The 21,743-nt window shown below is 72.4% G+C and carries 20 protein-coding genes and 1 pseudogene; 8 read left to right on the top strand and 13 right to left on the bottom strand.

Going from position 1 to position 21,743, the window contains the following annotated elements; all coding sequences use genetic code 11:
* Nucleotides 1–69 precede the first annotated feature (69 nt).
* A complete protein-coding gene (locus DTL70_RS11740; RefSeq protein WP_114021854.1) occupies nt 70–1,119 on the top strand; it encodes an NADP-dependent oxidoreductase in 1,050 nt (349 codons plus the stop codon).
* Nucleotides 1,120–1,278: 159 nt separating this feature from the next.
* Nucleotides 1,279–1,707 (top strand): organic hydroperoxide resistance protein, encoded by a 429-nt coding sequence (locus DTL70_RS11735; protein WP_114021853.1) that lies wholly within the window; start codon nt 1,279–1,281, stop codon nt 1,705–1,707.
* A gap of 137 nt (nt 1,708–1,844) precedes the next feature.
* On the opposite strand, the gene DTL70_RS11730 is transcribed toward DTL70_RS11735, so the two are convergent.
* Nucleotides 1,845–2,813 (bottom strand): SGNH/GDSL hydrolase family protein, encoded by a 969-nt coding sequence (locus tag DTL70_RS11730; RefSeq protein ID WP_114021852.1) that lies wholly within the window; start codon nt 2,811–2,813, stop codon nt 1,845–1,847.
* Between the two features lie 306 nt (nt 2,814–3,119).
* Here DTL70_RS11730 and DTL70_RS11725 point away from each other — a divergent pair, with 306 nt between their 5' ends.
* Together DTL70_RS11725 and DTL70_RS11720 are read left to right on the top strand one after the other, a co-directional pair.
* Nucleotides 3,120–3,614 (top strand): DUF3145 domain-containing protein, encoded by a 495-nt coding sequence (locus tag DTL70_RS11725; protein WP_114021851.1) that lies wholly within the window; start codon nt 3,120–3,122, stop codon nt 3,612–3,614.
* A 170-nt stretch (nt 3,615–3,784) separates the two neighbouring features.
* Complete coding sequence (locus DTL70_RS11720; RefSeq protein WP_114021850.1) at nt 3,785–4,702, top strand: NAD(P)-dependent oxidoreductase; 918 nt, start codon at nt 3,785–3,787, stop codon at nt 4,700–4,702.
* A gap of 62 nt (nt 4,703–4,764) precedes the next feature.
* Here DTL70_RS11720 and DTL70_RS11715 read toward each other — a convergent pair whose 3' ends face one another.
* The 5 genes from DTL70_RS11715 to DTL70_RS11695 all read right to left on the bottom strand — a co-directional run bounded on the left by DTL70_RS11715 (nt 4,765) and on the right by DTL70_RS11695 (nt 9,773).
* On the bottom strand, nt 4,765–6,030 hold the full coding sequence (locus DTL70_RS11715) for a beta-ketoacyl-[acyl-carrier-protein] synthase family protein (RefSeq protein WP_114021849.1): 1,266 nt from the start codon (nt 6,028–6,030) through the stop codon (nt 4,765–4,767).
* 131 nt (nt 6,031–6,161) lie between these two features.
* Nucleotides 6,162–6,410, bottom strand: a complete 249-nt coding sequence (locus tag DTL70_RS11710) for an acyl carrier protein (protein ID WP_114021848.1) — start codon at nt 6,408–6,410, stop codon at nt 6,162–6,164.
* Between the two features lie 72 nt (nt 6,411–6,482).
* A complete protein-coding gene (locus DTL70_RS11705) occupies nt 6,483–7,520 on the bottom strand; it encodes a ketoacyl-ACP synthase III (protein WP_114021847.1) in 1,038 nt (345 codons plus the stop codon).
* 26 nt (nt 7,521–7,546) lie between these two features.
* A complete protein-coding gene (locus DTL70_RS11700; RefSeq protein WP_114021846.1) occupies nt 7,547–8,488 on the bottom strand; it encodes an ACP S-malonyltransferase in 942 nt (313 codons plus the stop codon).
* Nucleotides 8,489–8,588: 100 nt separating this feature from the next.
* Nucleotides 8,589–9,773 carry a PucR family transcriptional regulator gene (locus DTL70_RS11695; RefSeq protein WP_114021845.1) on the bottom strand — a complete coding sequence of 395 codons (1,185 nt, stop codon included), beginning with the start codon at nt 9,771–9,773 and terminating at the stop codon, nt 8,589–8,591.
* Nucleotides 9,774–9,863: 90 nt separating this feature from the next.
* Between DTL70_RS11695 and DTL70_RS11690 the strand changes: the two genes are divergently transcribed.
* A complete protein-coding gene (locus DTL70_RS11690) occupies nt 9,864–10,541 on the top strand; it encodes a pirin family protein (protein WP_114021844.1) in 678 nt (225 codons plus the stop codon).
* A gap of 37 nt (nt 10,542–10,578) precedes the next feature.
* On the opposite strand, the gene DTL70_RS11685 is transcribed toward DTL70_RS11690, so the two are convergent.
* Nucleotides 10,579–11,394, bottom strand: coding sequence for a serine hydrolase domain-containing protein (locus DTL70_RS11685; protein WP_114021843.1), 816 nt, complete (start codon nt 11,392–11,394; stop codon nt 10,579–10,581).
* Nucleotides 11,395–11,484: 90 nt separating this feature from the next.
* On the opposite strand from DTL70_RS11685, the pseudogene DTL70_RS11680 reads away from it, so the two are divergent.
* Nucleotides 11,485–11,928 (top strand): annotated as a pseudogene (locus DTL70_RS11680) (MerR family transcriptional regulator); the annotation flags it as partial.
* A 281-nt stretch (nt 11,929–12,209) separates the two neighbouring features.
* Here the strand turns inward: DTL70_RS11680 and DTL70_RS11675 are convergent.
* From DTL70_RS11675 to DTL70_RS11650, 6 genes are all read right to left on the bottom strand, one after another.
* Entirely contained in the window at nt 12,210–13,397 is a 1,188-nt protein-coding gene (locus tag DTL70_RS11675; RefSeq protein WP_114021841.1) for an alpha/beta hydrolase, read from the bottom strand.
* 308 nt (nt 13,398–13,705) lie between these two features.
* Nucleotides 13,706–14,440, bottom strand: coding sequence for a response regulator transcription factor (locus DTL70_RS11670; RefSeq protein WP_114021840.1), 735 nt, complete (start codon nt 14,438–14,440; stop codon nt 13,706–13,708).
* On the bottom strand, nt 14,437–16,044 hold the full coding sequence (locus DTL70_RS11665) for a sensor histidine kinase (RefSeq protein ID WP_425470354.1): 1,608 nt from the start codon (nt 16,042–16,044) through the stop codon (nt 14,437–14,439). The genes DTL70_RS11670 and DTL70_RS11665 overlap by 4 nt, the downstream gene beginning before the upstream one ends.
* A 35-nt stretch (nt 16,045–16,079) precedes the next feature.
* On the bottom strand, nt 16,080–16,961 hold the full coding sequence (locus DTL70_RS11660) for a DUF4429 domain-containing protein (protein ID WP_181860886.1): 882 nt from the start codon (nt 16,959–16,961) through the stop codon (nt 16,080–16,082).
* A 137-nt stretch (nt 16,962–17,098) separates the two neighbouring features.
* On the bottom strand, nt 17,099–18,358 hold the full coding sequence (locus tag DTL70_RS11655) for an alpha/beta hydrolase (RefSeq protein ID WP_114021838.1): 1,260 nt from the start codon (nt 18,356–18,358) through the stop codon (nt 17,099–17,101).
* A 155-nt stretch (nt 18,359–18,513) separates the two neighbouring features.
* Nucleotides 18,514–19,098 (bottom strand): TetR family transcriptional regulator, encoded by a 585-nt coding sequence (locus DTL70_RS11650; RefSeq protein ID WP_342776485.1) that lies wholly within the window; start codon nt 19,096–19,098, stop codon nt 18,514–18,516.
* 275 nt (nt 19,099–19,373) lie between these two features.
* Between DTL70_RS11650 and DTL70_RS11645 the strand changes: the two genes are divergently transcribed.
* Nucleotides 19,374–20,906, top strand: coding sequence for an MFS transporter (locus DTL70_RS11645; RefSeq protein WP_425470353.1), 1,533 nt, complete (start codon nt 19,374–19,376; stop codon nt 20,904–20,906).
* A gap of 390 nt (nt 20,907–21,296) precedes the next feature.
* Complete coding sequence (locus DTL70_RS11640) at nt 21,297–21,716, top strand: peptidase inhibitor family I36 protein (RefSeq protein ID WP_342776487.1); 420 nt, start codon at nt 21,297–21,299, stop codon at nt 21,714–21,716.
* The last annotated feature ends 27 nt before the right edge of the window (nt 21,717–21,743 follow it).

Raw genomic sequence — 21,743 nt, 5'->3', positions numbered from 1 at the left:
GCTTGACAACCTGAAATATTCAGGCGCAGGATTGTTTCAGTACCTGAAACAACGAGGAAGGGCGCCACCGTGACCCCACCCGCTTCCGCCCACTCCGGCACCGGCCGCCTCCCGGAGACCGGCCGTGCCTGGCACCTGACGGCGCGCCCGCAGGGCTGGCCCACTCCGGACGACTTCGCCCTGCGGGAGGAGCCGGTCACCGAGCCCGCCGACGGCCAGATCCTGGTGCGCAACATCCACCTGTCCGTCGACCCGTACATGCGCGGCCGGATGAGCTCGGCGAAGTCCTACGTCGCGCCCTACGAGCTGAACGAGCCGATGTACGGCGGCGCGGTCGGCGTCGTCCTCGCCTCCCGCGCGGACGGCTTCGCACCGGGCGATCACGTGCTGCACGACCTGGGCTGGCGCGAGTACGCGACGCTCGCCGCCAAGCGCGCCACCAAGGTCGACCCCGAGGCCGCGCCGCTCACGACGTACCTGGGCGTGCTGGGGATGCCGGGCCTGACGGCGTACGCGGGTCTGGTCCGGGTGGCCGGCTTCCAGCCGGGCGACGCGGTCTTCGTCTCCGGCGCGGCCGGCGCGGTCGGCAGCGAGGTGGGTCAGATCGCCAAGCTCAAGGGCGCCTCCCGGGTCATCGGCTCCGCCGGCTCGGACGAGAAGGTCGAGGTGCTGACGGGGGAGTACGGCTTCGACGCGGCGATCAACTACAAGAAGGCCCCGGTCGCCGAGCAGTTGAGGGAGGCGGCACCCGAGGGTATCGACGTCTACTTCGACAACGTCGGCGGTGAACACCTGGAGGCCGCCATCGGCGCCCTCAACCTCCACGGCCGGATCGCCGTGTGCGGCATGATCTCGCAGTACAACGCCACCGAGCCGACTCCGGCCCCGCGCAACCTGTCCCAGATCATCGCCAAGCGGTTCCGGATGGAGGGCCTGCTGGTCATGGATCACCAGGATCTCCAGCCGCAGTTCGTGCAGGAGGTCTCCGCCTGGGTGCGCTCGGGCGAGTTGACGTACCGCGAGACGGTGGTCGAGGGCGTGGAGAACACCCTGGACGCCTTCTTGGGCCTGCTGCGCGGGGAGAACATCGGCAAGATGATCGTGACCCTCGGCGACTGAGCCACCGAGGACGCACGCGGCTGCCGGGAACGCACGGGGCCGCCGAGGAGGCACGGGGCTGGCTGCCCCGCCGCTGGACACAGCGCATACGCTGGTCGTCGCACCGGCGGGGACAGGGGCGCGAGTTCCCCCGGCTGTGCCACCAACAGGAGGACATACATGGCAATCCAGCCCATCGACGTCAAGTACACCGCCGTCGCCACCGCGGAGAACGGCCGTGACGGCCGCGTCGCCAGCGACGACGGTCAGCTCGACGTCGTCGTCAACCCGCCCAAGTCGATGGGTGGCAGCGGCGCGGGCACCAACCCCGAGCAGCTCTTCGCGGCGGGCTACAGCGCCTGCTTCCAGGGCGCGCTCGGTGTCGTGGCCCGCAAGGAGGGCGCCGACATCACCGGCTCGACCGTCACGGCCGAGGTCGGTATCGGCAACCTTCCCGAGGGCGGCTTCGGCCTCACCGTCGCGCTCAAGGCCACCATCCCGAACGTGGACGAGGCCACGGCCAAGGACCTGCTGGACAAGGCCCACCAGGTCTGCCCGTACTCCAACGCGACCCGCGGCAACATCGAGGTCACGCTCCACGTCGGCTGAGCCCCGGCTCGTCCGGCTCCGGAACGCTCGTCAGGCTCCGCGGCGGGGACGCCGCAGCGTGGGTGGCGTCCCCCGCCCGCACGGCGGGCTGTCCGAGCAGCGCCCCACCGGTGCCATCCGGTGGGGCGCACGGCGTCTCAGCCTGTGGGGCGCTTCTCGGTGATCTCCTGGTAGGCGAGCTCGGCGAGGCGGCGCTGGCCCTCCTTGCTGGGGTGGAACCAGTCCCAGTCGCTCAGCTCGGCGGGGGTGAAGCGGTAGTCGAAGACGGCGCCGTCGTCGTAGCGGCAGCGCAGGTCCTTCGCGCACTCCTGTTCGAGGACGGTGTTGTAGGCCACGACCCGGTCGTGGACCTGCTGCCGGCGCTGCTTGTCCGCCGCCTCCATCGACTGCGGATCCTTGAGCATCGACTGGCAGATGCCCAGCCCCCACACCCGCTGTCCCAGGGGGTTGGTGCGGCCCTGCTGCCACAGCCGCTTGAGGTCGGGGACGCTGGAGACGTAGACCTGCGTGGAGGGTGAGGCCGAGCGCAGGACGTGCAGGGATTCCCGGAAGTCGGCGCGGAAGTCGGCCACGCCGGTCATCTGCTCGACGGTGGGGCGGCAGGCGTCGTTGGCGCCGCTCATCACCGTCACCATGTCGGGTTCCTTCGCGGCGGCCTTGCGCATCTGCTGCGGAAGGTCGGCGACGACGGCGCCGCTGACGGCGTAGTTCCAGCTCTTGCCCTTCGGGTCGCTCAGCAGCCGCCGGGCGAGGCTGTCGACGTCGTCGGCCTGACCGGTGGCCCAGGAGACCCGGGTGCAGTCGGAGAGCAGCGAGCAGGCGTCGAAGCCGCGGGTGATGGAGTCCCCCACGGCGGCCAGCGAGGCGGGCGAGCGGTCCCAGACGCGGCGCGGGCTGGGCTTGGCAGGGGGGCGCGTGGAGCCGTCGGCGCGCTGTGCGCCGTCCCGGTCGCCTCCGTCCGGGGCGCCGCCGCAGGCCACGGCCAGTACGAGACCGGCGACGGTGACGAGGACGAAAGCGCAGATGGCAGCCGTGCGGGAGCGTCGTGGACGGTGGGGCCCGGGCCTGCTGGGACGCGTGTTCGCCGCCTCGTGGCTGTCCGGCATGCGACCCCCTGTTTCGCTGGTGCCTCACCGACGGTACGTCACCTACCGTGCGCCGCCGCGCGGTAGCTTGTTCCGCAGCCGGTGAAGCCGGAGCGACCGCGGGCACAGCGACGAAACAAATATTACCTCGCGTCATAACCTGTCCCTTTCGGGGAGAATTGGGCGCAGTGGTGTTTACTATTCGTAACCTCGGGAGCTGGTAGGGAAGTGACCGGTGGTGCAAATTGTCAGGCGCTCTTCCGGCGCGTGACCGAGAGATGATCGAGGCCGCCCGGTGGCGACCTTCGCAGCGCACTGGAGGTCCCGGTGACGACACGTGGAGTCCTGTACGTCCACTCGGCGCCCCGCGCCCTGTGCCCGCACGTCGAGTGGGCCGTCGCGGGCGTCCTGGGCGCCCGCGTCAATCTCGACTGGATCAGACAGCCGGCCTCGCCCGGCACCTGGCGCGCGGAGTTCTCCTGGCAGGGCGATCCCGGCACCGCCTCCAAGCTCGCCTCCGCACTGCGCGGCTGGCACCTGCTGCGCTTCGAGGTGACCTCCGAGCCCTGCCCCACGGCGGAGGGCGAGCGCTACAGCTCCACGCCGGGACTCGGCATCTTCCACGCCGTCACCGGCATGCACGGTGACATCCTCATCCCCGAGGACCGGCTGCGCGCCGCCGTCGCCCGCGCCGGGCGCGGCGAGAGCGACCTGGCGGCCGAGATCGCCAAGCTGCTGGGCAAGCCCTGGGACGACGAACTGGAACCGTTCCGCTACGCCGGCGAAGGCGCCCCGGTCCGCTGGCTGCACCAGGTCGTCTGACCCGCACTCCCACCCGAGCGCCCGAGCGCCCGAGCGCCCGAGCGCCCTCACCCCTTCGGGTGAGCTGCGCCGGTGACCGCACGCGTCGGGACGCGCTCGCGCGTCGGCCTGACCGTCGTGGGGCGCGTGCCGCCGGGGCGGGCGCGCGTCGCAGCCTCTACGGTTCCCGCATGGCTGATGAAACTTCTCCGCTGTCCTCCGTCGCCGTGCTCGGCACCGGCATCATGGGCGCCGCCATGGCCCGTAACCTGGCCGCCGCCGGGCTTGAGGTCCGCGCCTGGAACCGTACGAGGGGGCGGGCCGAGCCGCTGGCCGCCGACGGGGTCACCGTCGCGCATGAGGCCGCCGAGGCGGTACGCGGCGCCGACGCCGTCCTGACCGTCATGACCGACGGACCCGCCGCGCTGGAGGTCATGCGCGCCGCCGCGCCAGGCGCCGCCGAGGGAACGCCGTGGATCCAGGCCGGCACGGTCGGCCCGGAGGGGCTGGTGCCGCTGGCCGAGTTCGCCGAGGAGCACGGGCTGCGGCTGCTGGACGCGCCGGTTCTCGGCACCAGGGAGCCCGCCGAGGCGGGGGAGCTGACCGTGCTGGTCTCCGGCCCTTCGGCTCTGGAGACCAGGGTCGCGCCGGTCCTGGACGCGATCGGTGCCCGTACCCGGTGGCTGGGGGAGGAGCCGGGGGCGGCCAGCCGGCTGAAGCTGGTCCTCAACAACTGGGTCCTCACCCTCATCAACGGCACGGCCGAGACGCTGGCGCTCGCCGAGGGGCTGGGCGTGGACCCGCGCGACGTACTCGGCGCGGTGGCGGGCGGCCCGCTGGACGCCCCGTACCTGCATGCGAAGGCCCGGCTGATCCTGGAGGGCGCCTACGAGGCGAGTTTCCCGCTCTCGGGGGCCCGCAAGGACGCCGACCTCATCTCCCGTGCCGCCGAGAAGGCGGGCGTGCGGCTGGACGCGACTCCGGCGCTCGCCGAGCGGCTGCGCAGGGCGGAGGCGCAGGGCCACGGCGCGGACGACGCGGCCGCCTCGTTCTTCGCGTCCTTCACCTCCTCCGACCACGGCAGAGGCGACGCCCGCGGCGCGTCGTGAACGCGGAACGGGCGGGGGCGGCCTCCCAGGAGACCGCCCCCGCCCGTCGCAGAAGGTGTGTGTCAGACCGTGCGGAAGGCCAGCACCACGTTGTGGCCGCCGAAGCCGAAGGAGTTGTTCAGCGCGGCGATCCGGCCGCTGTCCGGCAGTTCGCGCGCGGTGTCGCGCACGATGTCGCCGTCGGCCTCCGGGTCCAGGTTCTTGATGTTGATCGTGGGCGGGGCCGTGCGGTGGTGCAGCGCCAGCAGCGTGGCCACCGTCTCGACACCGCCCGCGCCGCCCAGCAGGTGGCCGGTCATCGACTTGGTCGCCGAGATGCCCATGTGGTCCATGTCGTCCCCGAACACCTTGCGCAGCGCCTTGAGCTCCGCCAGGTCGCCCGCCGGGGTGGAGGTCGCGTGCGCGTTGATGTGCACGATCTCGGCCGGGTCGATGTCGTTCCTGGAGATCAGGTTCTCCAGCGCGTGGGCGATGCCGTTGCCCGAGGGCTCCGGCTGGACGATGTCGTGGCTGTCGGCGGAGATGCCCTGGCCCACGGCCTCGACGTAGACCCTCGCGCCCCGGCGCCGCGCGTGCTCGGCCGACTCCAGGACGATCACGCCGGCGCCCTCGCCCAGCACGAAACCGTTGCGGTCCGTGTCGAAGGGGCGGGAGGCGCCCTGCGGGTCGTCGTTGCTCTTGGACATCGCCATCATGTTGGCGAACGCGGCGACCGGCAGCGGGTGTATGGCCGCCTCCGTGCCGCCCGCGACCACGATGTCGGCCCGGCCGCTGCGGATCATCTCGATCGCGTAGCCGACGGCCTCGGACCCCGAGGCGCAGGCGCTGACCGGTGTGTGGACACCGGCGCGCGCGTTGACCTCCAGGCCCACGTTGGCCGACGGGCCGTTGGGCATCAGCATCGGCACGGTGTGCGGGGAGACGCGGCGGACGCCCTTCTCCCTGAGCACGTCGTACTGGTCGAGCAGGGTGGTGACCCCGCCGATGCCGGACGCCACGACGGCTCCGAGCCGGTCGGGGTCCACACTCGTCTCCTCGCCGGCCCGGGCGGTGAAGCCGGCGTCGGCCCACGCCTGGCGGGCGGCGATCAGCGCGAACTGCGCCGAGCGGTCCAGCCTCCGCGCCTGGGGGCGGGGGATGCTCTCGCCCGGTTCGACGGCGGCCCTGGCGGCGATCTGCACGGGCAGGTCGGCGGCCCACTCCTCCTGGAGGCGGGCGACACCGGACCGTCCGGCGACGAGTCCTTCCCAGGTCGATGCGCTGTCGCCACCCAGCGGTGTGGTTGCGCCGATACCGGTGACGACCACGGAAGTCTTGGTCGCGTTCACTGGATTTCTCTCCACGGTAGGGGTGACTCGTTTGAGCCGCCCGGAGCCGGGTGGCGACAAACGCGTCAACGGTCTTCCCAGTACTGCTGCGTCGGGCAGCGCCGCCGTTCGGGCGGGCGCTGCCGCGTCGGTCAGTCCTGGTTCTTGAGGATGTAGTCGGTCGCGTCGCCGACGGTCTTGAGGTTCTTGACGTCGTCGTCCGGGATCTTCACGCCGAACTTCTCCTCGGCGGCCACGACCACCTCGACCATGGACAGCGAGTCCACGTCCAGGTCGTCGGTGAAGGACTTCTCCAGCTTGACGTCCTCGGCGGGGATACCGGCGATCTCGTTCACGATCTCGGCGAGGCCCGAGACGATCTCTTCCTGAGTGGCGGCCATTGCGGCGCTCCTTCGTATCTGCGGTGAGTCCGCAGCGCCCGACCCTGTCGTGCGGGGCTGCTCGGATGGTGACTAGGGGAGAGTAACGACCGTGGCGGCGTAGACGAGACCCGCCCCGAAGCCGATGACCAGTGCGGTGTCGCCGCTCTTGGCCTTCCCCGTGGCCAGCAGCCGCTCCATCGCCAGCGGGATGGAGGCGGCCGAGGTGTTGCCCGTGGTCTCCACGTCGCGGGCGACCGTGACGTGCTCGGGCAGTTTGAGAGTCTTGACCATCGAGTCGATGATCCGCATGTTCGCCTGGTGCGGAATGAAGACGTCGAGGTCTTCGGCCGCTATCCCGGCGGCGTCCAGTGCCTGCTGGGCGACCTTGGCCATCTCGAAGACCGCCCAGCGGAAGACCGTCTGGCCCTCCTGTCGCAGCGCGGGGAACCTCAGCTCGCCGGTCTTCTCGTCGACGGGCAGCTGGGAGACGTCACCCACCCGGTAGTCGTCCCACGGCACGGTCTGCGAGATGACGTCCCGCTTGTCGCCCTCCGAGCCCCACACCGAGGGGCCGATGGCGGGCTCGTCGGAGGGGCCGACGATGACCGCGCCGGCGCCGTCCCCGAACAGGAACGCCGTGGAGCGGTCCGTCAGGTCCGTCAGGTCGGAGAGCCGCTCGGCACCGACCACCAGCACGTACTCGGCACTGCCCTCGACGACCAGGCCCTTGGCGAGGGTGAGGCCGTAGCCGAAGCCCGCGCAGCCCGCGTTGATGTCGAAGGCAGCGGCCTTGCCCGCGCCCATCCGGTCGGCGATCTCGGTGGCGATGGCGGGGGTCTGCTTGAAGTGGGAGACGGTGGAGATGATGACAGCGCCCACCTGCGCGGCCGTGATCCCCGCGTCCGCGACGGCCTTGCCCGCGGCCTCCAGGGTCATCTCGGCGACCGTCTCGTCGGGGCCTGCCCAGTGCCGGGTGGCGATGCCAGAGCGGGAGCGGATCCACTCGTCGGAGGAGTCGATGTGCTTGAGGATCTCCTCGTTCGGGACGACGCGGGTCGGACGGTATCCGCCGACACCGAGGATGCGCGCGTAGGGGGAGCCCTGCGCGGGCTTGATCTTCGCGGTCATGCTCTCGGGACTCCTTGGTCTCAGGCTCAGGTGTGCGCGGCGAGCAGGTCCCGCGCCGCGGCGAGGTCGTCGGGCGACTTGAGCGCCAGCCTCTCCACGTCCGGCAGGGCGCGCTTGGCCAGTCCGGTGAGGGTGCCGCCGGGGCACAGCTCGATCAGCGCCGTGGCGCCCAGCTCCTGGAAGGTGTCCATGCACAGGTCCCAGCGCACCGGCGCGGAGATCTGGCGCACGAGCCGGCGCACGACCTCCGGCCCGCCGGTCACGACGGAGCCGTCGAAGTTGGAGACGTAGCGGCTCAGCGGGGTGCCGGGCGTGACGTCCGCGACGGCCGCCTCCACGGCGGGCAGGGCGCCCGCCATGTGGTCGGTGTGGAAGGCGCCGGCGACCTGCAGCGGCCGCACCCGCGCCGCCTCCGGGCGGTCCTCGGCCAGCGCGGCGAGCTGCTCGACGGTGCCGGCGGCGACGATCTGTCCCGCGCCGTTCCGGTTGGCCGGGGTCAGCCCGAGCTTGTCCAGGTGCGCGGTGACCGCCTCCGGGTCGCCGCCCAGTACGGCCGACATGCCGGTCTCGCTCACGGCGGCGGCCTCGGCCATCGCCGTGCCGCGGGCCCGCACGACGCGCAGCGCCTCGACGGGGGTGAGAACCCCGGCCAGCGCCGCGGCGGCCAGTTCACCCACGCTGTGCCCCGCGAACGCGCCGACGCCGGCGGCCTTGCCCGGCGCCTGCGCGGTGGGCTCGCCCTCCAGCAGTTCGAAGGCCGACAACAGGGCCGTGGCGACCAGCAGCGGCTGGGCGACGGCCGTGTCGCGGATCGCGTCGGCGTCGGCCTCGGTGCCGTAGTGCACCAGGTCGAGATCGATGGCGGCGGACCACTGGGCGAGCCGGTCGGCGGCGCCGGGCAGTTCCAGCCAGGGGGTCAGCAGGCCGGGCTTCTGGGCACCTTGGCCGGGAGCGACGAGTACGAGCACTCTCTCACTCTCTCCTGTGAACAGGCGTCTCGACCGGTGGGGACCGAGACGAAGAACGGTGAGGGGTTTTGTGGGCCTTCCACAAAACGTGCCCGCAAGCCTACGGCTGGCCGCCGGAGTCGGCGAGACGCCCCAGGATCAACGCGATACGCAGCGTGAAGGCGGAACGCACATCAGACGGCGACCAGCCGGTGACGTCCGTCACACGTCGGAGCCGGTAGCGGACGGTGTTGGGGTGCACGAACAACATCCGCGCGGCGCCCTCCAGGCTACTCGCCTGCTCCAGATAGACGCTCAGCGTCTCCAGCAGCGCCGATCCCGCCTCCTCCAGCGGCCTGTAGATCTCCTCCACCAGCAGCTGCCGCGCCACCGGGTCACCGGCCATCGCGCGCTCCGGCAGCAGGTCGTCGGCCAGCACGGGCCGGGGGGCGTCAGGCCAGGCCGCACACGCTTTCAGCCCGGCCATCGCGGACTGCGCGGAACGGGGCGCCGCCAGCAGATCCCCCACCACGGGCCCTGCCACCACAGGCCCCGCCGCGAACGGGCCGATCAGCGACTTGGCGGCCTTGAGGGGATCGTCGCAACCGCCCGCGATCACCACCAGGCGGCTGCCGAGCACCCCGGTGAGCACCTGGAGCTTGGCGTGCCGGGACGCCCGCCGGATCGCCTCGACGGTCAGCTCGTTGTCCCCGTCGGGCGCCGTTCCCAGCACGACGGCCACGTGCTCGGGCGAGTTCCAGCCCAGCGCCGCAGCGCGTGACACGGCGCCCTCGTCGGCCTCCCCGGAGAGCACCGCGTTGACCACCAGCGACTCCAGGCGCGCGTCCCAGGCGCCGCGCGCCTCCGCCGCCTGCGCGTACACCTGCGCCGTGGCGAAGGCGATCTCCCTGGCGTACACCAGCAGCGCCTCCCGCAGCACCGCCTCGTCACCGGGCGCCGCCACCTCGTCGATGGCCGCCTCGACGACCTCGATGGTGGTGCGCACCATCTCCACGGTCTGCCGCAGCGTGATCGCCCGCGTCAGCTCGCGCGGCGCCGTTCCGAAGACGTCGGTGCTGATGGCCTGCGGGGTCTCCGGATGCCGGAACCACTCGGTGAAGGCCGCGATGCCCGCCTGCGCGACCAGGCCGATCCAGGAGCGGTTCTCCGGCGGCATCGCGCGGTACCAGGGCAACTGCTCGTCCATGCGCGCGATGGCGGCGGCGGCGAGCTTCCCGGAGGACTGCTCCAGCCTGCGCAGGGTCGCCAGATGCGGGTGCTGGGGTGGATCTGTGGCTTCGGGCACGGGACAAGCCTGCCTTACCGGGCGCGCCGCGCGGCTGCGGGGGGCGGACGGCAGCCGCACCTCCCCGCGTCCGGGACTACGGTGGGGCGCATGGCACAGGTGGTGTGGCGGGCCGCTGACCGGTACCGCGGCGGCGAGGCGGGGGACGGGATCGAGACCCGGCACGCCTTCTCCTTCTCCGGGTTCTACGACCCCGGCAACGTCGGCTTCGGACTGCTGGTGGCCTGCAACGAGGAACGCCTCGCGCCGGGCGCGGGATTCGCGCAGCACCCGCACCGGGACATCGAGATCGTCACCTGGGTCCTCCAAGGCGAGCTCGAACACCGCGACTCGGCCGGGCACGACGCGGTGGTGCGCCCCGGGGACGTGCAACGGCTCGGTGCGGGCAGCGGCGTTCGGCACACCGAACGCAACGCCGGGAGCGGTCCCCTGCGGTTCGTGCAGATGTGGCTGGTGCCCGGCGCCTTCGGCACCGAACCCGAGTACGAGGTCGTGCGCGGCATCGCGGACAACACCCCCTTCGCGCTGCCCCGCACCGAAGCGGTGCTGCACGTGCGGCGGCTGGCCGACGGGGAGCGCACGGCGGTGCCGGACGCGGCCTTCGGCTACGTGCACGTGGCCCGCGGTCAGGCGCTGCTCGACGGCGACACGGTGCTGCACGAGGGCGACGCGGCGCGGCTGACCGGCCCGCGGGACCGGGAGCTGTGCGCCCGCGGCGGAGCCGAACTGCTGCTGTGGGAGATGCACGCGGAGCCCAGCTACGGCTGAACTGCGCGCGAGATTTCTGCCCGGCCGGGCGCAGGCGCTAGCCGCGCAGTTCGGCGAGGACGGCGTCCGTGAAGGGCGTCCACGCCTCGACCGCCCACGGGCCGAAGGCCCGGTCGGTGAGTGCCACACAGGCGGCGCCCGCCTCCGGGTCCACCCACAGGAACGTTCCGGACTGCCCGAAGTGCCCGAACGTGCGCGGCGAGGACGTCTCACCCGTCCAGTGCGGCGACTTGGCGGAACGGATCTCGAATCCGAGCCCCCAGTCGTTCGGCTTCTGGCTGCCGTACCCGGGCAGCACACCGTTCAGACCGGGAAAGACCACCGAGGTCGCCTCCCGCACCGTCGAGGGGTCCAGCAGCGTGGGGGACTGGAGTTCGGCGGCGAACCGCGTCAGGTCGGCGCAGCTGGAGACGGCGTCCTTGGCGGCCGACCCGTCCAGCTCGGTGGAGGCCATGCCCAGCGGCTCGAGCACCCCCTCCCGCAAGTACGCGGAAAAAGGGATCCCGGTGGCCTCGGCCACGTGCTCGGCCAGCGTCTCGAAACCCGCGTTGGAGTAGATCCGCCGGGTGCCGGGATCGGCCTGCGTGCGGGGAGCGTCGAAGGCGAGCCCCGAGGTGTGGGCCAGCAGGTGCCGCACCGTCGCCCCCTCGGGCCCCGCGGGCTCCTCCAGTTCGACCGCGCCCTCCTCCAGCGCCATCAGCACGGCGTACGCGGACAGCAGCTTGGTGACGGAAGCCAGAGGGAAACGCTGCGCGACGGGCCCTCGGCTCCCGGCCACACTGCCGTCCGCCCGTACGACGGCCGCCGCCGCGCTCGGCACCGGCCAGGTCTCGATCATCCGCAGGCTCTCCATGCGCACGAGCCTAACGGCCACACTCCACCGGCGATTTTGGCCTCCCTTTGCTCTTGCTTGGAGTGCACTCCAACTTCGTACCGTTCACTGGTGAATGTGACCGAGACGCAGAGACGCACCAGCCCGGAAGCGGCACCGCCCGCGCAGTGTGCCGCCCGGCACGAGGGCCGCCCGCGGCCGGACGGCAGCGGGCGGTACACCATCAGCGAGGTCGCTGCGTTCACCGGACTGAGCGCGCACACCCTGCGCTGGTACGAGCGGATCGGCCTGATGCCGCACGTCGACAGGTCCCACACGGGGCAGCGCCGCTTCTCCGCCCGCGACCTGGACTGGCTGGACCTGGTCGGCAAACTGCGGCTGACCGGCATGACGGTCGCGGACATGGTGCGCTACGCGGAGCTGGTGCGCCAGGGCGAGCGGACCGTAGCGGAACGCCAGTCCCTCCTGGAGGACACGCGCGAGGGTGTCCTGGCCAGGATCGCGGAACTGCGCGACACCCTCGACGTGCTCGACTACAAGATCGACCACTACTCGCGGAAGACCGGCCAGCTGCCCGCGGCCCGCACGGTGTCGGCGCAACCGTCCCCGCGCGAGACCTCCGAGTGCGGGACCGCGGCGCCGCCCGTCACGAGCGCGGGCCACGCCTCGGCGGACGTGGCGGGTCACGCCTCCACGGACCGGGTGCCGGACGGCCGGAGGAGCCAGGTGCCGGCCGGCAGGACCACCGTGCTCGGGTAGGGCCGCAGCCCGGCCCGGGCGGACAGCCGGCCGGCGACGGGAGGCGGGGCGGGAGTCCGCGCCCGGCGTGAGAAGGACTAACGGGCGTCGGCGCACTCCCGCGAGGAGGGCGCGCAGCGCACCGCGTCGTACGCCCCCACCGCGATGGCGGCGAAGTTGGCGCGCGAGTCGGTGCCCGGACGCAGGTAGTCGCTGTGCCCTTCCGCCCCGTCGGCGGTCACGACACGGGCGCCGAAAGCGGCGTCCGTGGGGTCGGCACCGTGCCCCAGACCCAGGAACCGAACGTGGGGGACGCGCGCGATCCAGTCCCCCGGGGCACGCGCGGCCCACACCGGCACACGGGTGCGCAGCGCGGAGACCGATCCTGCGCGCATCCCCGGCGACCCGAAGACGAGCAGCCCCGTGGCGTCCTCGCCGTCCAGTCCGGGTGCGGCCCGCCCGCAGACCACGGAACCGTAGCTGTGGCACAGCACCGCGGGCGGGGTCACCCCGGTGCGGGTCAGGCCGTGCAGGAAACGGGTCAGGCGCGGCGCGCCCGCCTCGGCCAGCCGCCCGGTCGCCGCGTCCGTACCGAGTCCGACCGGGGTCGTGTAGCCGACCCAGGCGATCACCGCGACGCGGGCGCGGGGCACACGCCGTGCCATCCCCGCCCGCAGGGACGCGGCCATCGCGGCGGGCCTGCCGTAGCGGTTGGCGCCGCCGTCGTCGAAGTTGCGCAGGTCGATGTCGGAACCCGGCACCACGACCGCGGTCCTCCCGGCGTGCGCGAGGTCTCCGTAGACCTCGGCGATCTGCCCGCGCCCGCGCGGGTCGAAGGCGAGGATCTGCCGCCCCGGCGCGAGGAGTTCGCCGTACCGTTCGGCCTTCTCGCGCGCCTGGCTGTGGTCCCCTCGCGTCCCCGAGGGAGCATCGGCCAGCACCCGTGCCCGCGCCCGCTCCCTCTTGAGCGCCACCCGGTTCGCCTGGTATCGGATGCCCAGGGGGACCCCGTCCAGATTCCCCACCGTCAACGGATGCCGCCGCACCAGCGCCCCGCGCTCCTCCTCGTCCAGCCCCGCGAAGAACGTGGCGACCCGTTCGGGTCCCGCGGTAGCGGGATCGGGCAGCGTGCGCCCCAGCGAATGGTCCGCGCGCCAGGCGGCGGCTCCGGGGGACGGCCCGGTGACCGGGGTCTGCTCCGTACCGCTCGTGACGCCCGTCGTTCCCGCGAAGACCGCCGCGACCAGCGGGGCGGCGAGCAGAGCACGCTTGCGGCGGCGCTTCATGACAGGTCCCTCCTCCTGTCTCCCGCCCGTCTCGTCGGCGGGAGACGCGTCGGCGGGAGAGAGGAAGAGAGTGCGGGCCCGCTCGCGCCCGGGGCGTCACGCCGGAGAGCCAACTCCGCGCGTGCTACGGGGGTAGGGGGGCGTACGAGAGTAGGGGGACACACGGCCCGCGCCCGGCGCTCTGTGCTCCCTCCAGGGACCGGTGGCCGGCGTCCCGTGTTCCCTCAGGCGGCCGGCACTCGGAGTCGGCGCTGGAGCCGGCGCCCGGAGCGCGGTGCCCGGCGTCCCGTGCCGGGCGGCGGCCCGGACTACTGCTCGCCGGGCGCCACGAGACCGGACTCGTACGCGAAGATGACCGCCTGGGCGCGGTCGCGCAGGGCGAGCTTGGCGAAGATGCGGCTCACGTGAGTTTTCACCGTCTGTTCCGCCAGGACGAGCGAGGCGGCGATCTCCTGGTTGGACTGTCCGCGCGCCAGCAGCCCCAGTACCTCGGTCTCCCGCTCGGTGAGGTCCTTGAGCCGCAACTGCGGCGCCGAGGAACGGCCCTTGCGGGTGACGGAGTGCGGCCGCTGCCGGGCGAACTCCGCGATCAGCCGCCGGGTCACCGACGGCGCCAGCAGTGCCTCACCTTCGGCCACCACCCGTACGGCGGCGATCAGGTCGGCGGGCGGCGCGTCCTTGAGGAGGAAGCCGCTCGCGCCCAGCCGCAGCGCCTCGTAGACGTAGTCGTCCACGTCGAACGTGGTCAGCATCAAGACCCTGGGCCTGTGGACGACGCCGGGAGGAGGTTCGAGGAGCGCTCGCGCCGCCTCCAGGCCGTTCAGCCGCGGCATCCGCACATCCATCAGGACCACGTCCGGGTGGACGGTACGGCACACCTCCACGCCCGCTGTGCCGTCCGCCGCCTCGCCCACGACGTCGATGTCGCTCTGCGCGGCCAGCAGCGCGGCGAAACCCGCCCTCACCATGGCCTGGTCGTCGACGATGACCACGCGGGTCACCCTGTCCGTCGGGGAGGATCCTGGCGTGCCGGTGCCGTTCATGCCGGGGGAATGTCCTTCGAGTGCGGTGCGGATGCGGGTGCGGCGCGTTTGTGGGCGTCCTTTGCGCCGTCGTGCCGCTCGTCGCCGAGGACGCCGGACGGCTCCTTCGGCGTTCCGGCGGGCGGATGCAGCGGCAGCCGGGCCGCGACACGGAAACCTCCGTCCGGGAGCGGGCCGACCTCCAGCGCCCCGCCCACCAGCCGCACCCGTTCGCGCATGCCCACGAGACCGTGCCCGGTGCCGGACGTCTCCAGCGGCGGCCCCTCGGGTGCGGGGGAGGGCCCGTTGACGACGAGGACGAAGAGCGAGGCCTCCCGCCCGCCGTTCCCGTCCTCCGGCCCTCGGTTTTCGTCCTCCCGCTCGCCGTTTCGGTCCTCTGGCCCGCTGTTCTCGTCCTCCCTCGCGCCCTTCGCGTCCGGACGCCCGCCGTTCCCGCTCTCCCCTGGGCCGCTTCTGTTCTCCCCTGCGCCGCTCGTTTCGTCCCCGCCGTCCCCTTCTCGACCGCTCCTCTCGCTTTCCCGGACGGTCACCTGGCTTTCCCGGACGGTCACCGAGATGCGGGTTGCTGCTCCGGGCGCGTGCCGTACGACGTTCGCGAGCGCTTCTTGGACGATGCGGTACGCCGACAGCGTGACGGTCTGCGCGGGACCGGGGCCGCCACCGGGCGCACCGTCTTGTCCGTCGGCCAGGTCGAGGTGCAGTTCGGCGGGGACTCCTGCTCGTACGGTGGCCTCCACGAGCTGTTCCAGCCGTTCCAGGCCGGGCTGGGGTGCGCGCTCCGAGCGTGCGTTCTCGCTGCGCAGCACGCCCAGCAGGCGCCGCATCTCGGTCAGTGACTCGCGCGCCGCCGTGGCGATGGCCCCGAACTCCTCGCTCGCCTCCCGCGGCAGGCCCGCGATCCGGTAGGGGGCGCTGTCCGCCTGGACGGTGATGACCGACATGTGGTGGGCGACGACGTCGTGCAGTTCGCGGGCGATGCGAGTGCGTTCCTCCAAGAGCGTGCGCTGGGCGCGCTCGGTCTCGCTGATCGTCTCCTGCTCGGCGAGCCGCCGCTGGGCCTCGGCCCGCTCCCGCAGGGTGGCGCCGAGCAGCAGTGTCGCGCCGCTGAGCACGATCAGCAGCACGTTCGATCCCTCGCTGCGCTCGGGGGCGACGATTCCGAGCGCGAGGGAGGCCACGACGGTGACCAGCCAGACGGCCAGCAGGGTGCGCCGGCTCTCCCGCAGCGCCAGTGCCAGGCACAGCAGCAGGTAGCCCACGAGGACCATCGGCGTCCACGGCCAGGGGCGGCCCGCGGTGTGGTCCGTGGCCAGCAGCAGCAGTGCGCCGAGGACGTCCGCGGTGAAGATGACCCACCAGGCGGGCAGCGGTCGGGTCACGGCGAGCAGCAGCGGCACCACCTGGGCCACCCCGAGCGCGCCCGCCCAGCTGCCGTGCAGCCCGTAGTCGGTGGACAGCAGCTGCGCGGTGGAGGGGAGCAGGGCGGCGCCGAAGCCGAACGCCAGCGCGTAGGGCAGCGACCTGACCCACCGCGAGGACGCGTGGCGCAGCAGCGGCTCCCGGGAGGCCGCCGGGGTGGCCAGGGCTGAGCCCAGGCCGCGCAGCCCGTCGGCGAGAGGGGACGCGAGATTGCGCCCGCTCACAGCTCCGCCAGGAGCTGAGCCTTCTTGGCCGTGAACTCCTCGTCGGTCAGCAGCCCGGCGTCGTGCAGTTCTCCGAGGTGGCGGATGCGTGTCGCCACGTCTGCGGGGTCGGAACGCTGACGTGTGACCGTCGGCGTGGCCGTGCAGACACTCTCCGGTGCGGGATCGGCGGCGCGTACCGCCTCCAGGACGGAGGCGGCGAACGGCAGCGATTCGTAGACGGGCCCGTAGCCGAGTCCGAACACCACGGAGGCCGGGTCGTGGTCGGCGTCCACGAGGACCTCGGCGCCGCGCGCACGCAGCCGCAGGTGGCCGCCGGCGCCCTCGGGGGAGCGCCACTCGATGCCCTCCAGTTCTTCCACGGGGAAGAACTGGTCACCCGCCTTCCACTTGGCGGTGGAGGCGCCTGTCCAAAACCAGCGGAAGGCGACGACGCTGCCGTCGAACGAGGCCTTTCCGTCGTAGGCCTTGAAGCTCTGCGGCGCGGACGGTGCGGCGACCAGATACTGCTCGGCCGGTTTGGCGGCCTCCTCGGGCAGCACGGCGCGCAGCTCGGTCGCGTAGTAGTCGGCCAGGGTCTCGCGCTCGGCGGGCAGCACCAGGCGGTACGGGTCGCTGCCCTCCTTGAGCTGCCCGGCGGCCGCTTCCAGCAGAGGATCGGCGCCCTGGCGGGGCACGGCGCGCAGCACGACGGTGCCGCGCTTGCTGCCCGGGGCCAGCTCGACGGCGCTCAGCGCCTCGTACGGAACACGCCGCTCCGACAGCACCTGGAAGAGCTTGGGCGTGCGAATCCCCCGTTCGAAGCGGATGAGCACGGAGTCCGCTGCGAACTCCCAGGTGGAGTGAATTCCAGCCAGTACGTCACCCATGTGGGTCATCGTATGCGGCGGTCGCCCGCGCGTCCCCCTTCCGCTGGTCTCGGCCCTGCTCCGCGCGCCTCCGTCGCGGTGGTGACACGTCCCGGAGCGGCGTCGGCTCCGCCCGCTCGGACCAGGGTGCCGCGCCGGTGGACACCTCAGTGCGGCTCAGGAACGAAGGAGCACTCCGGGTCGGACGGGGCGCACGTCACGTCCCCGTACGAGCCGGTGCCGACCGCGGCGAGGTTGTGCAGGCTGCGGGTGTGCGGCACGAAGTACCCGGTGTGGCCGACGGCGCCCGCGGCCGACAGACGGCGCGCGCCGAAACCGTCCGCGACCGGGTCGGCGCCGTGTCCCAGGCCGCCCACATCCATGTGCGGGACGTCCGCGATCCAGTCGTCGCGATCCCGCATCGCCCACACGTGCGCGCCGGTGCCGAGTTCCGAGGCACTGTCCGCGCGCATGCCGGGACTGCCCGCGACGGCGATATCGGTGACGCTGTGCGGCAGCCGGTCCGCGGCCAGGCCGCAGACCACGGAGCCGTAGCTGTGGCACAGGAGCGAGACCTTCGGGGAGGCCTCGTCCGAGGCGACGGGCAGAGTGCGCACCAGACGGTTGAGCCGAACGGCACCGTCCTGGGCCAGCTCGCCGGACGCCGCGTCGACACCGAGCCCGACGGGCGCGGTGTAGTCGGCCCACGCGATGGTCGCGGTGCGTACCCCGGGCGCCTCGGCCCGCTGCTGGTTCTGCAGTGCGCGGGCCATCCCCGCGGGTGCCGAGTACTCGCGCGCGGACTTCTCGAAGGTCAGCAGCTCGGTGTCGACCCCGGGAACGACGACGGACACGCGCTTGGCGTGCTCCAGATCCCCGAAGACCTCGGCGGCACGACCGCGTCCCGTCGGGTCGAAGGCGAGGATCTGCCGCCCGTCGTCCAGCATCGAGGTGAAGCGGTGCATCCGGCGCCCCGCGTCCTGGCGGCCCTCGTCGGTCAGCCGCTCGTCCGTCATCCGCCTGGTCTCGACGGCGCGTGCCTGCTTGAGCGCGGTGTGGTTGGCCCGGTAGCGCAGCTTCACGGGGGCGCCCGCGAGGTTGCCGACGACCAGGGGATAGCGTTCGGCGAGTGTGCGCCGCTGCGCCGCGTCGAGGCGCGCGAAGTAGCGGGAGATGCGGCCTGCGGACGCGTCGGGGTCGGGCAGCGGACGCCCGGCGAAGCTGCCCTTCTCCCAGGCGAGCAGGGCCGCCGCGCGGGGCCCCGCGTTCGCGTGGTGCTTGCGCACAGCGGTCCAGCCGGTCGTCGCCAGCAGCACGAGGACGACGGCCAGGGCGAGCAGCGCGCGCCAGGCGGTGGAGCCCGGGGCTCCCGACGGGGGGAGGCCTGATCCGGACAGCGGGTTGCCTAGAGCGGAGAAGTAAGTCACTGGGGCGACACCCTAGGAGATGCGCGATGCCCGACCCGGCACGGACGAGGCCTGCGTGAGTCATCTCACGTTTCCTACAAGGCGTTCGGGTCAGGGTGGCGCATCCGTAGGGGGAAGTGCTCACCCTGTGCAATCGGGACCCTGGTCCGGGCGGTTCACGGGCGGCGTTCCCGGCCCCAGTCGCCTGTCAGCGCGGGGCCCAGTTGCGCCACGTAGTCGCGGGTGACCTCGCGGGCGGTCTCCAGGGAGGTGCCCTCCCGCATGCCCCACTGCCGTGCCGCGGTGCGCATCACTCCGGAGAACGCCGCCACCAGGACGCGCGGACGGGGGTCCACCTCGGCGCCCACTCCGGTGCGCCGGGCGATCTCCTGGACGAGTTTCTCCTCCATCAGCAGCGAGTGCCGCAGGTGTGCGGCCAGCAGCGAGGGGGTGGTTTCGACGACCTGGCACATCTTCAAATGCAGATCGAGCGGGACGATCTCCTCGACGGCGCGGCCGACCTCGTCCCAGACGTCGTTGAGGGTGCGGCGCAGGCACTCCAGGGGCGGAGTGCCGGGCGGTTCCGTGCACACGGCTTCGTAGAAGCAGGCCTCTACCATGTCCTGCACGAACAGTGCGACTTCTTCCTTGTTCGTGAAGTAGCGGAAGAAGGTGCGCTGGGAGACGTCGACGGCCTCCGCGATCTGGTCCACGGTGGTGGTGTCGTATCCCTGCGTGACGAACAGTTCGTGGGCCGCCACGACCAGAGCGTCCCTTGTGCGCTGTTTCTTCCGTTCACGCAGGCCCGTCAATGTCACTTCCTTCCCGTACCGGACTTCCTCTCCCGTGCCGGACGCCGACGGTCCGCTCACGATACGTGAGCGTTGACTGACATTTACCGGCGAATAATTCCGTTTGTCAATTGTCAGTGACTGTCATTACGCTCGCGCTCATGAGCACCCAGACCAGCACCGTCGCGCCCGACGCGCCGGACCCAGCCGGCCTCGAAGGCGGAGGAGGGGGCACCCGGAAGGGGATGCGCGGGCACCCGTGGCTGACCCTCGTCACCGTCGCCTTCGGCGTCACCATGGTCGCCCTCGACGGGACCATCGTCGCCATCGCCAACCCCGCCATCCAAAAGGACCTCGGCGCCTCGCTCTCCGACGTCCAGTGGATCACCAACGGATACCTGCTCGCCCTCGCCGTCGCGCTGATCACCGCAGGAAAGCTCGGTGACCGCTTCGGCCACCGCCAGACGTTCCTGGTCGGTGTCGTCGGCTTCGCCGCCGCCTCCGCCGCCATCGGGGTCTCGGGCAGCGTCGCGCTCGTGGTCACCTTCCGTGTGCTGCAAGGCATATTCGGGGCGCTGCTGATGCCCGCGGCCCTCGGACTGCTGCGCGCCTCCTTCCCCGCCGAGCGGCTGAACGCGGCCATCGGCATCTGGGGCGCGGTCATCGGAGCCTCCACCGCCGCCGGACCCATCGTCGGCGGTCTGCTGGTCGAGCACGTCAACTGGGAATCCGTCTTCTTCATCAACGTCCCCGTCGGCGCACTCGCCCTCGTGATGGGCCTCGTGCTGCTGCTCGACCGGCGCTCGGAGAACGCCCCGCGCTCCTTCGACCTGCTGGGCGTCGTGCTGCTCTCGGTGGCGATGTTCTGCCTCGTGTGGGCCATCATCAAGGCCCCCGAATGGCACTGGGGCGACGCCAAGACGATCGGCTTCCTGGCCGTCTCCGTGCTGGCCTTCGCCGCCTTCGGCTTCTGGGAGACACGGGCCAAGGAACCGCTCCTGCCCATGAGCATGTTCCGCTCGATCCCGCTGACCGCCGGCACGGTCCTGATGGTGCTCATGGCCTTCGGCTTCATGGGCGGCCTCTTCTTCGTCACGTTCTACCTGCAGAACGTCAACGGCCTCTCCCCGGTGGACAGCGGGCTGCGGCTGCTGCCGCTGACGGCCATGATGATCGTCGCCTCGCCCCTGGCCGGAACCGTCATCACCAAGGTGGGCCCGCGCATCCCGCTGGTCGCCGCCATGGTGCTCACGGCCATCGCCATGTTCGGCCTCTCCTCGCTGAACGCCGACAGCGGCATGGGCATCACCGCCGTCTGGTTCGCGCTCCTGGGTCTGGGGCTCGCCCCCGTCATGGTCGGCGCCACCGAGGTGATCGTCGGGAACGCGCCGCTGCAGCACGCGGGCGTCGCCGGCGGCCTCCAGCAGGCGGCCATGCAGGTCGGCGGCAGCCTGGGTACGGCGGTGCTCGGCGCCGTGATGGCCTCCCGCGTCGGCAGCGAACTGCCGCAGAAGTGGGCCGAGGCCAAGCTGCCACCGCTGCCCGAGCAGAAGGAGGCGGCGCTCAAGAAGGCCGCCGAGGTGGGTATGGCGCCGCCCGCGCCCAAGGGCACCCCGGCTCAGGTGGCCGACGCGATCGAGCGCGTGGTGCACGACTCGTTCATCTCCGGCATGGGCCTGGCGTTCGTCTGCGCCGGCATCGTCGCGGTGCTCGCCGCGGGCGTCGCCGTCTTCACCAGCCGGGGCACGAACGACGCGGGGCCTTCGGTCCACATCTGACGCGGTCCGGCGCGGCGGCTGGGCCCGGCGCGGTGGCGCGCGTCCGCCGTCGCGGCGCGCGTCCGCCGTCATGGCGCGCACCCGACCATCGCGGTGCGCGCCCTGGTCAGGGCGGCCCGGTGGCGCTGGGACGGTGGATAACTCGGGAGTTGTGGATAACTCCGCCACCTGTCCCGGTGAACCGGGCCGTTTGCTCTTGGCGGGCTCCTTCCGGCACGGAGATGCTGGTCAGGCGCCGGGCGATCGAGTGCCCGGCCCTGAGCGGGGGGAGTGATCAGCATGCGAGGCATGCGCAGTACGCGAGGCGTGGATGACCTGCGAGCCCTGGGTGGCCCGCGGAGCGCGCGCGGAGGGGGCCGCAGGGCCAGGGGTGTGGCGGGGGCCGCGGCGGTGGCCGCGCTCGCCACGGCCGCGCTCGCGGTCGCGGCACAGCCGGTCGGCGCCGAGGCGGCCGCCGCTGAGACGGCTGCCGCTGAGCCGGCCGGGGCGCGGCAGGCCGCAGCACCGGCCCGGGCGGGCGAGGGCCCCGAGCTGGGCAAGTGCGGGACGGGGGAGCTGTGCCTGTGGAAGCAGGCCCGGTTCAAGGGCAAGCCGCGCACCTACGAGCTGCGCGGGATCGACATCGAGAGCTGCACGCCGGTGCCGGACGGGGGCGCCGTCGAGTCGGCGGCCAACCGCACCGGCCGCCCCGTCACGCTCTACCAGAGCGAGGAGTGCGCGGAGACGGCGGAGTTCGACACCTACCCGTCCGGCTCCTGGACGCCCGAGCTGCCCTACAAGGCTCGTGCGTTCAAGGTGTGGGAGCACTGAGATGCGCACCGCGCGCAGGGCTGCCGC

The organism is Streptomyces diacarni, assembly GCF_003323715.1.
GTDB classification, from domain to species: Bacteria; Actinomycetota; Actinomycetes; order Streptomycetales; family Streptomycetaceae; genus Streptomyces; species Streptomyces diacarni.
Note: the sequence above shows the minus strand (reverse complement) of the source record. Positions and strands in the feature narration are given on the sequence as shown.

Coding starts and splice junctions, on each gene's coding strand:
- DTL70_RS11735 (WP_114021853.1), top strand. CDS start 1,279: ATGGCAATCCAGCCCATCGACGTCAAGTACACCGCCGTCGCCACCGCG.
- DTL70_RS11705 (WP_114021847.1), bottom strand. CDS start 7,520: ATGACCGCGAAGATCAAGCCCGCGCAGGGCTCCCCCTACGCGCGCATC.
- DTL70_RS11690 (WP_114021844.1), top strand. CDS start 9,864: ATGGCACAGGTGGTGTGGCGGGCCGCTGACCGGTACCGCGGCGGCGAG.
- DTL70_RS11710 (WP_114021848.1), bottom strand. CDS start 6,410: ATGGCCGCCACTCAGGAAGAGATCGTCTCGGGCCTCGCCGAGATCGTG.
- DTL70_RS11685 (WP_114021843.1), bottom strand. CDS start 11,394: ATGGAGAGCCTGCGGATGATCGAGACCTGGCCGGTGCCGAGCGCGGCG.
- DTL70_RS11645 (WP_425470353.1), top strand. CDS start 19,374: ATGCGCGGGCACCCGTGGCTGACCCTCGTCACCGTCGCCTTCGGCGTC.
- DTL70_RS11730 (WP_114021852.1), bottom strand. CDS start 2,813: ATGCCGGACAGCCACGAGGCGGCGAACACGCGTCCCAGCAGGCCCGGG.
- DTL70_RS11660 (WP_181860886.1), bottom strand. CDS start 16,961: ATGACCCACATGGGTGACGTACTGGCTGGAATTCACTCCACCTGGGAG.
- DTL70_RS11675 (WP_114021841.1), bottom strand. CDS start 13,397: ATGAAGCGCCGCCGCAAGCGTGCTCTGCTCGCCGCCCCGCTGGTCGCG.
- DTL70_RS11670 (WP_114021840.1), bottom strand. CDS start 14,440: ATGAACGGCACCGGCACGCCAGGATCCTCCCCGACGGACAGGGTGACC.
- DTL70_RS11720 (WP_114021850.1), top strand. CDS start 3,785: ATGGCTGATGAAACTTCTCCGCTGTCCTCCGTCGCCGTGCTCGGCACC.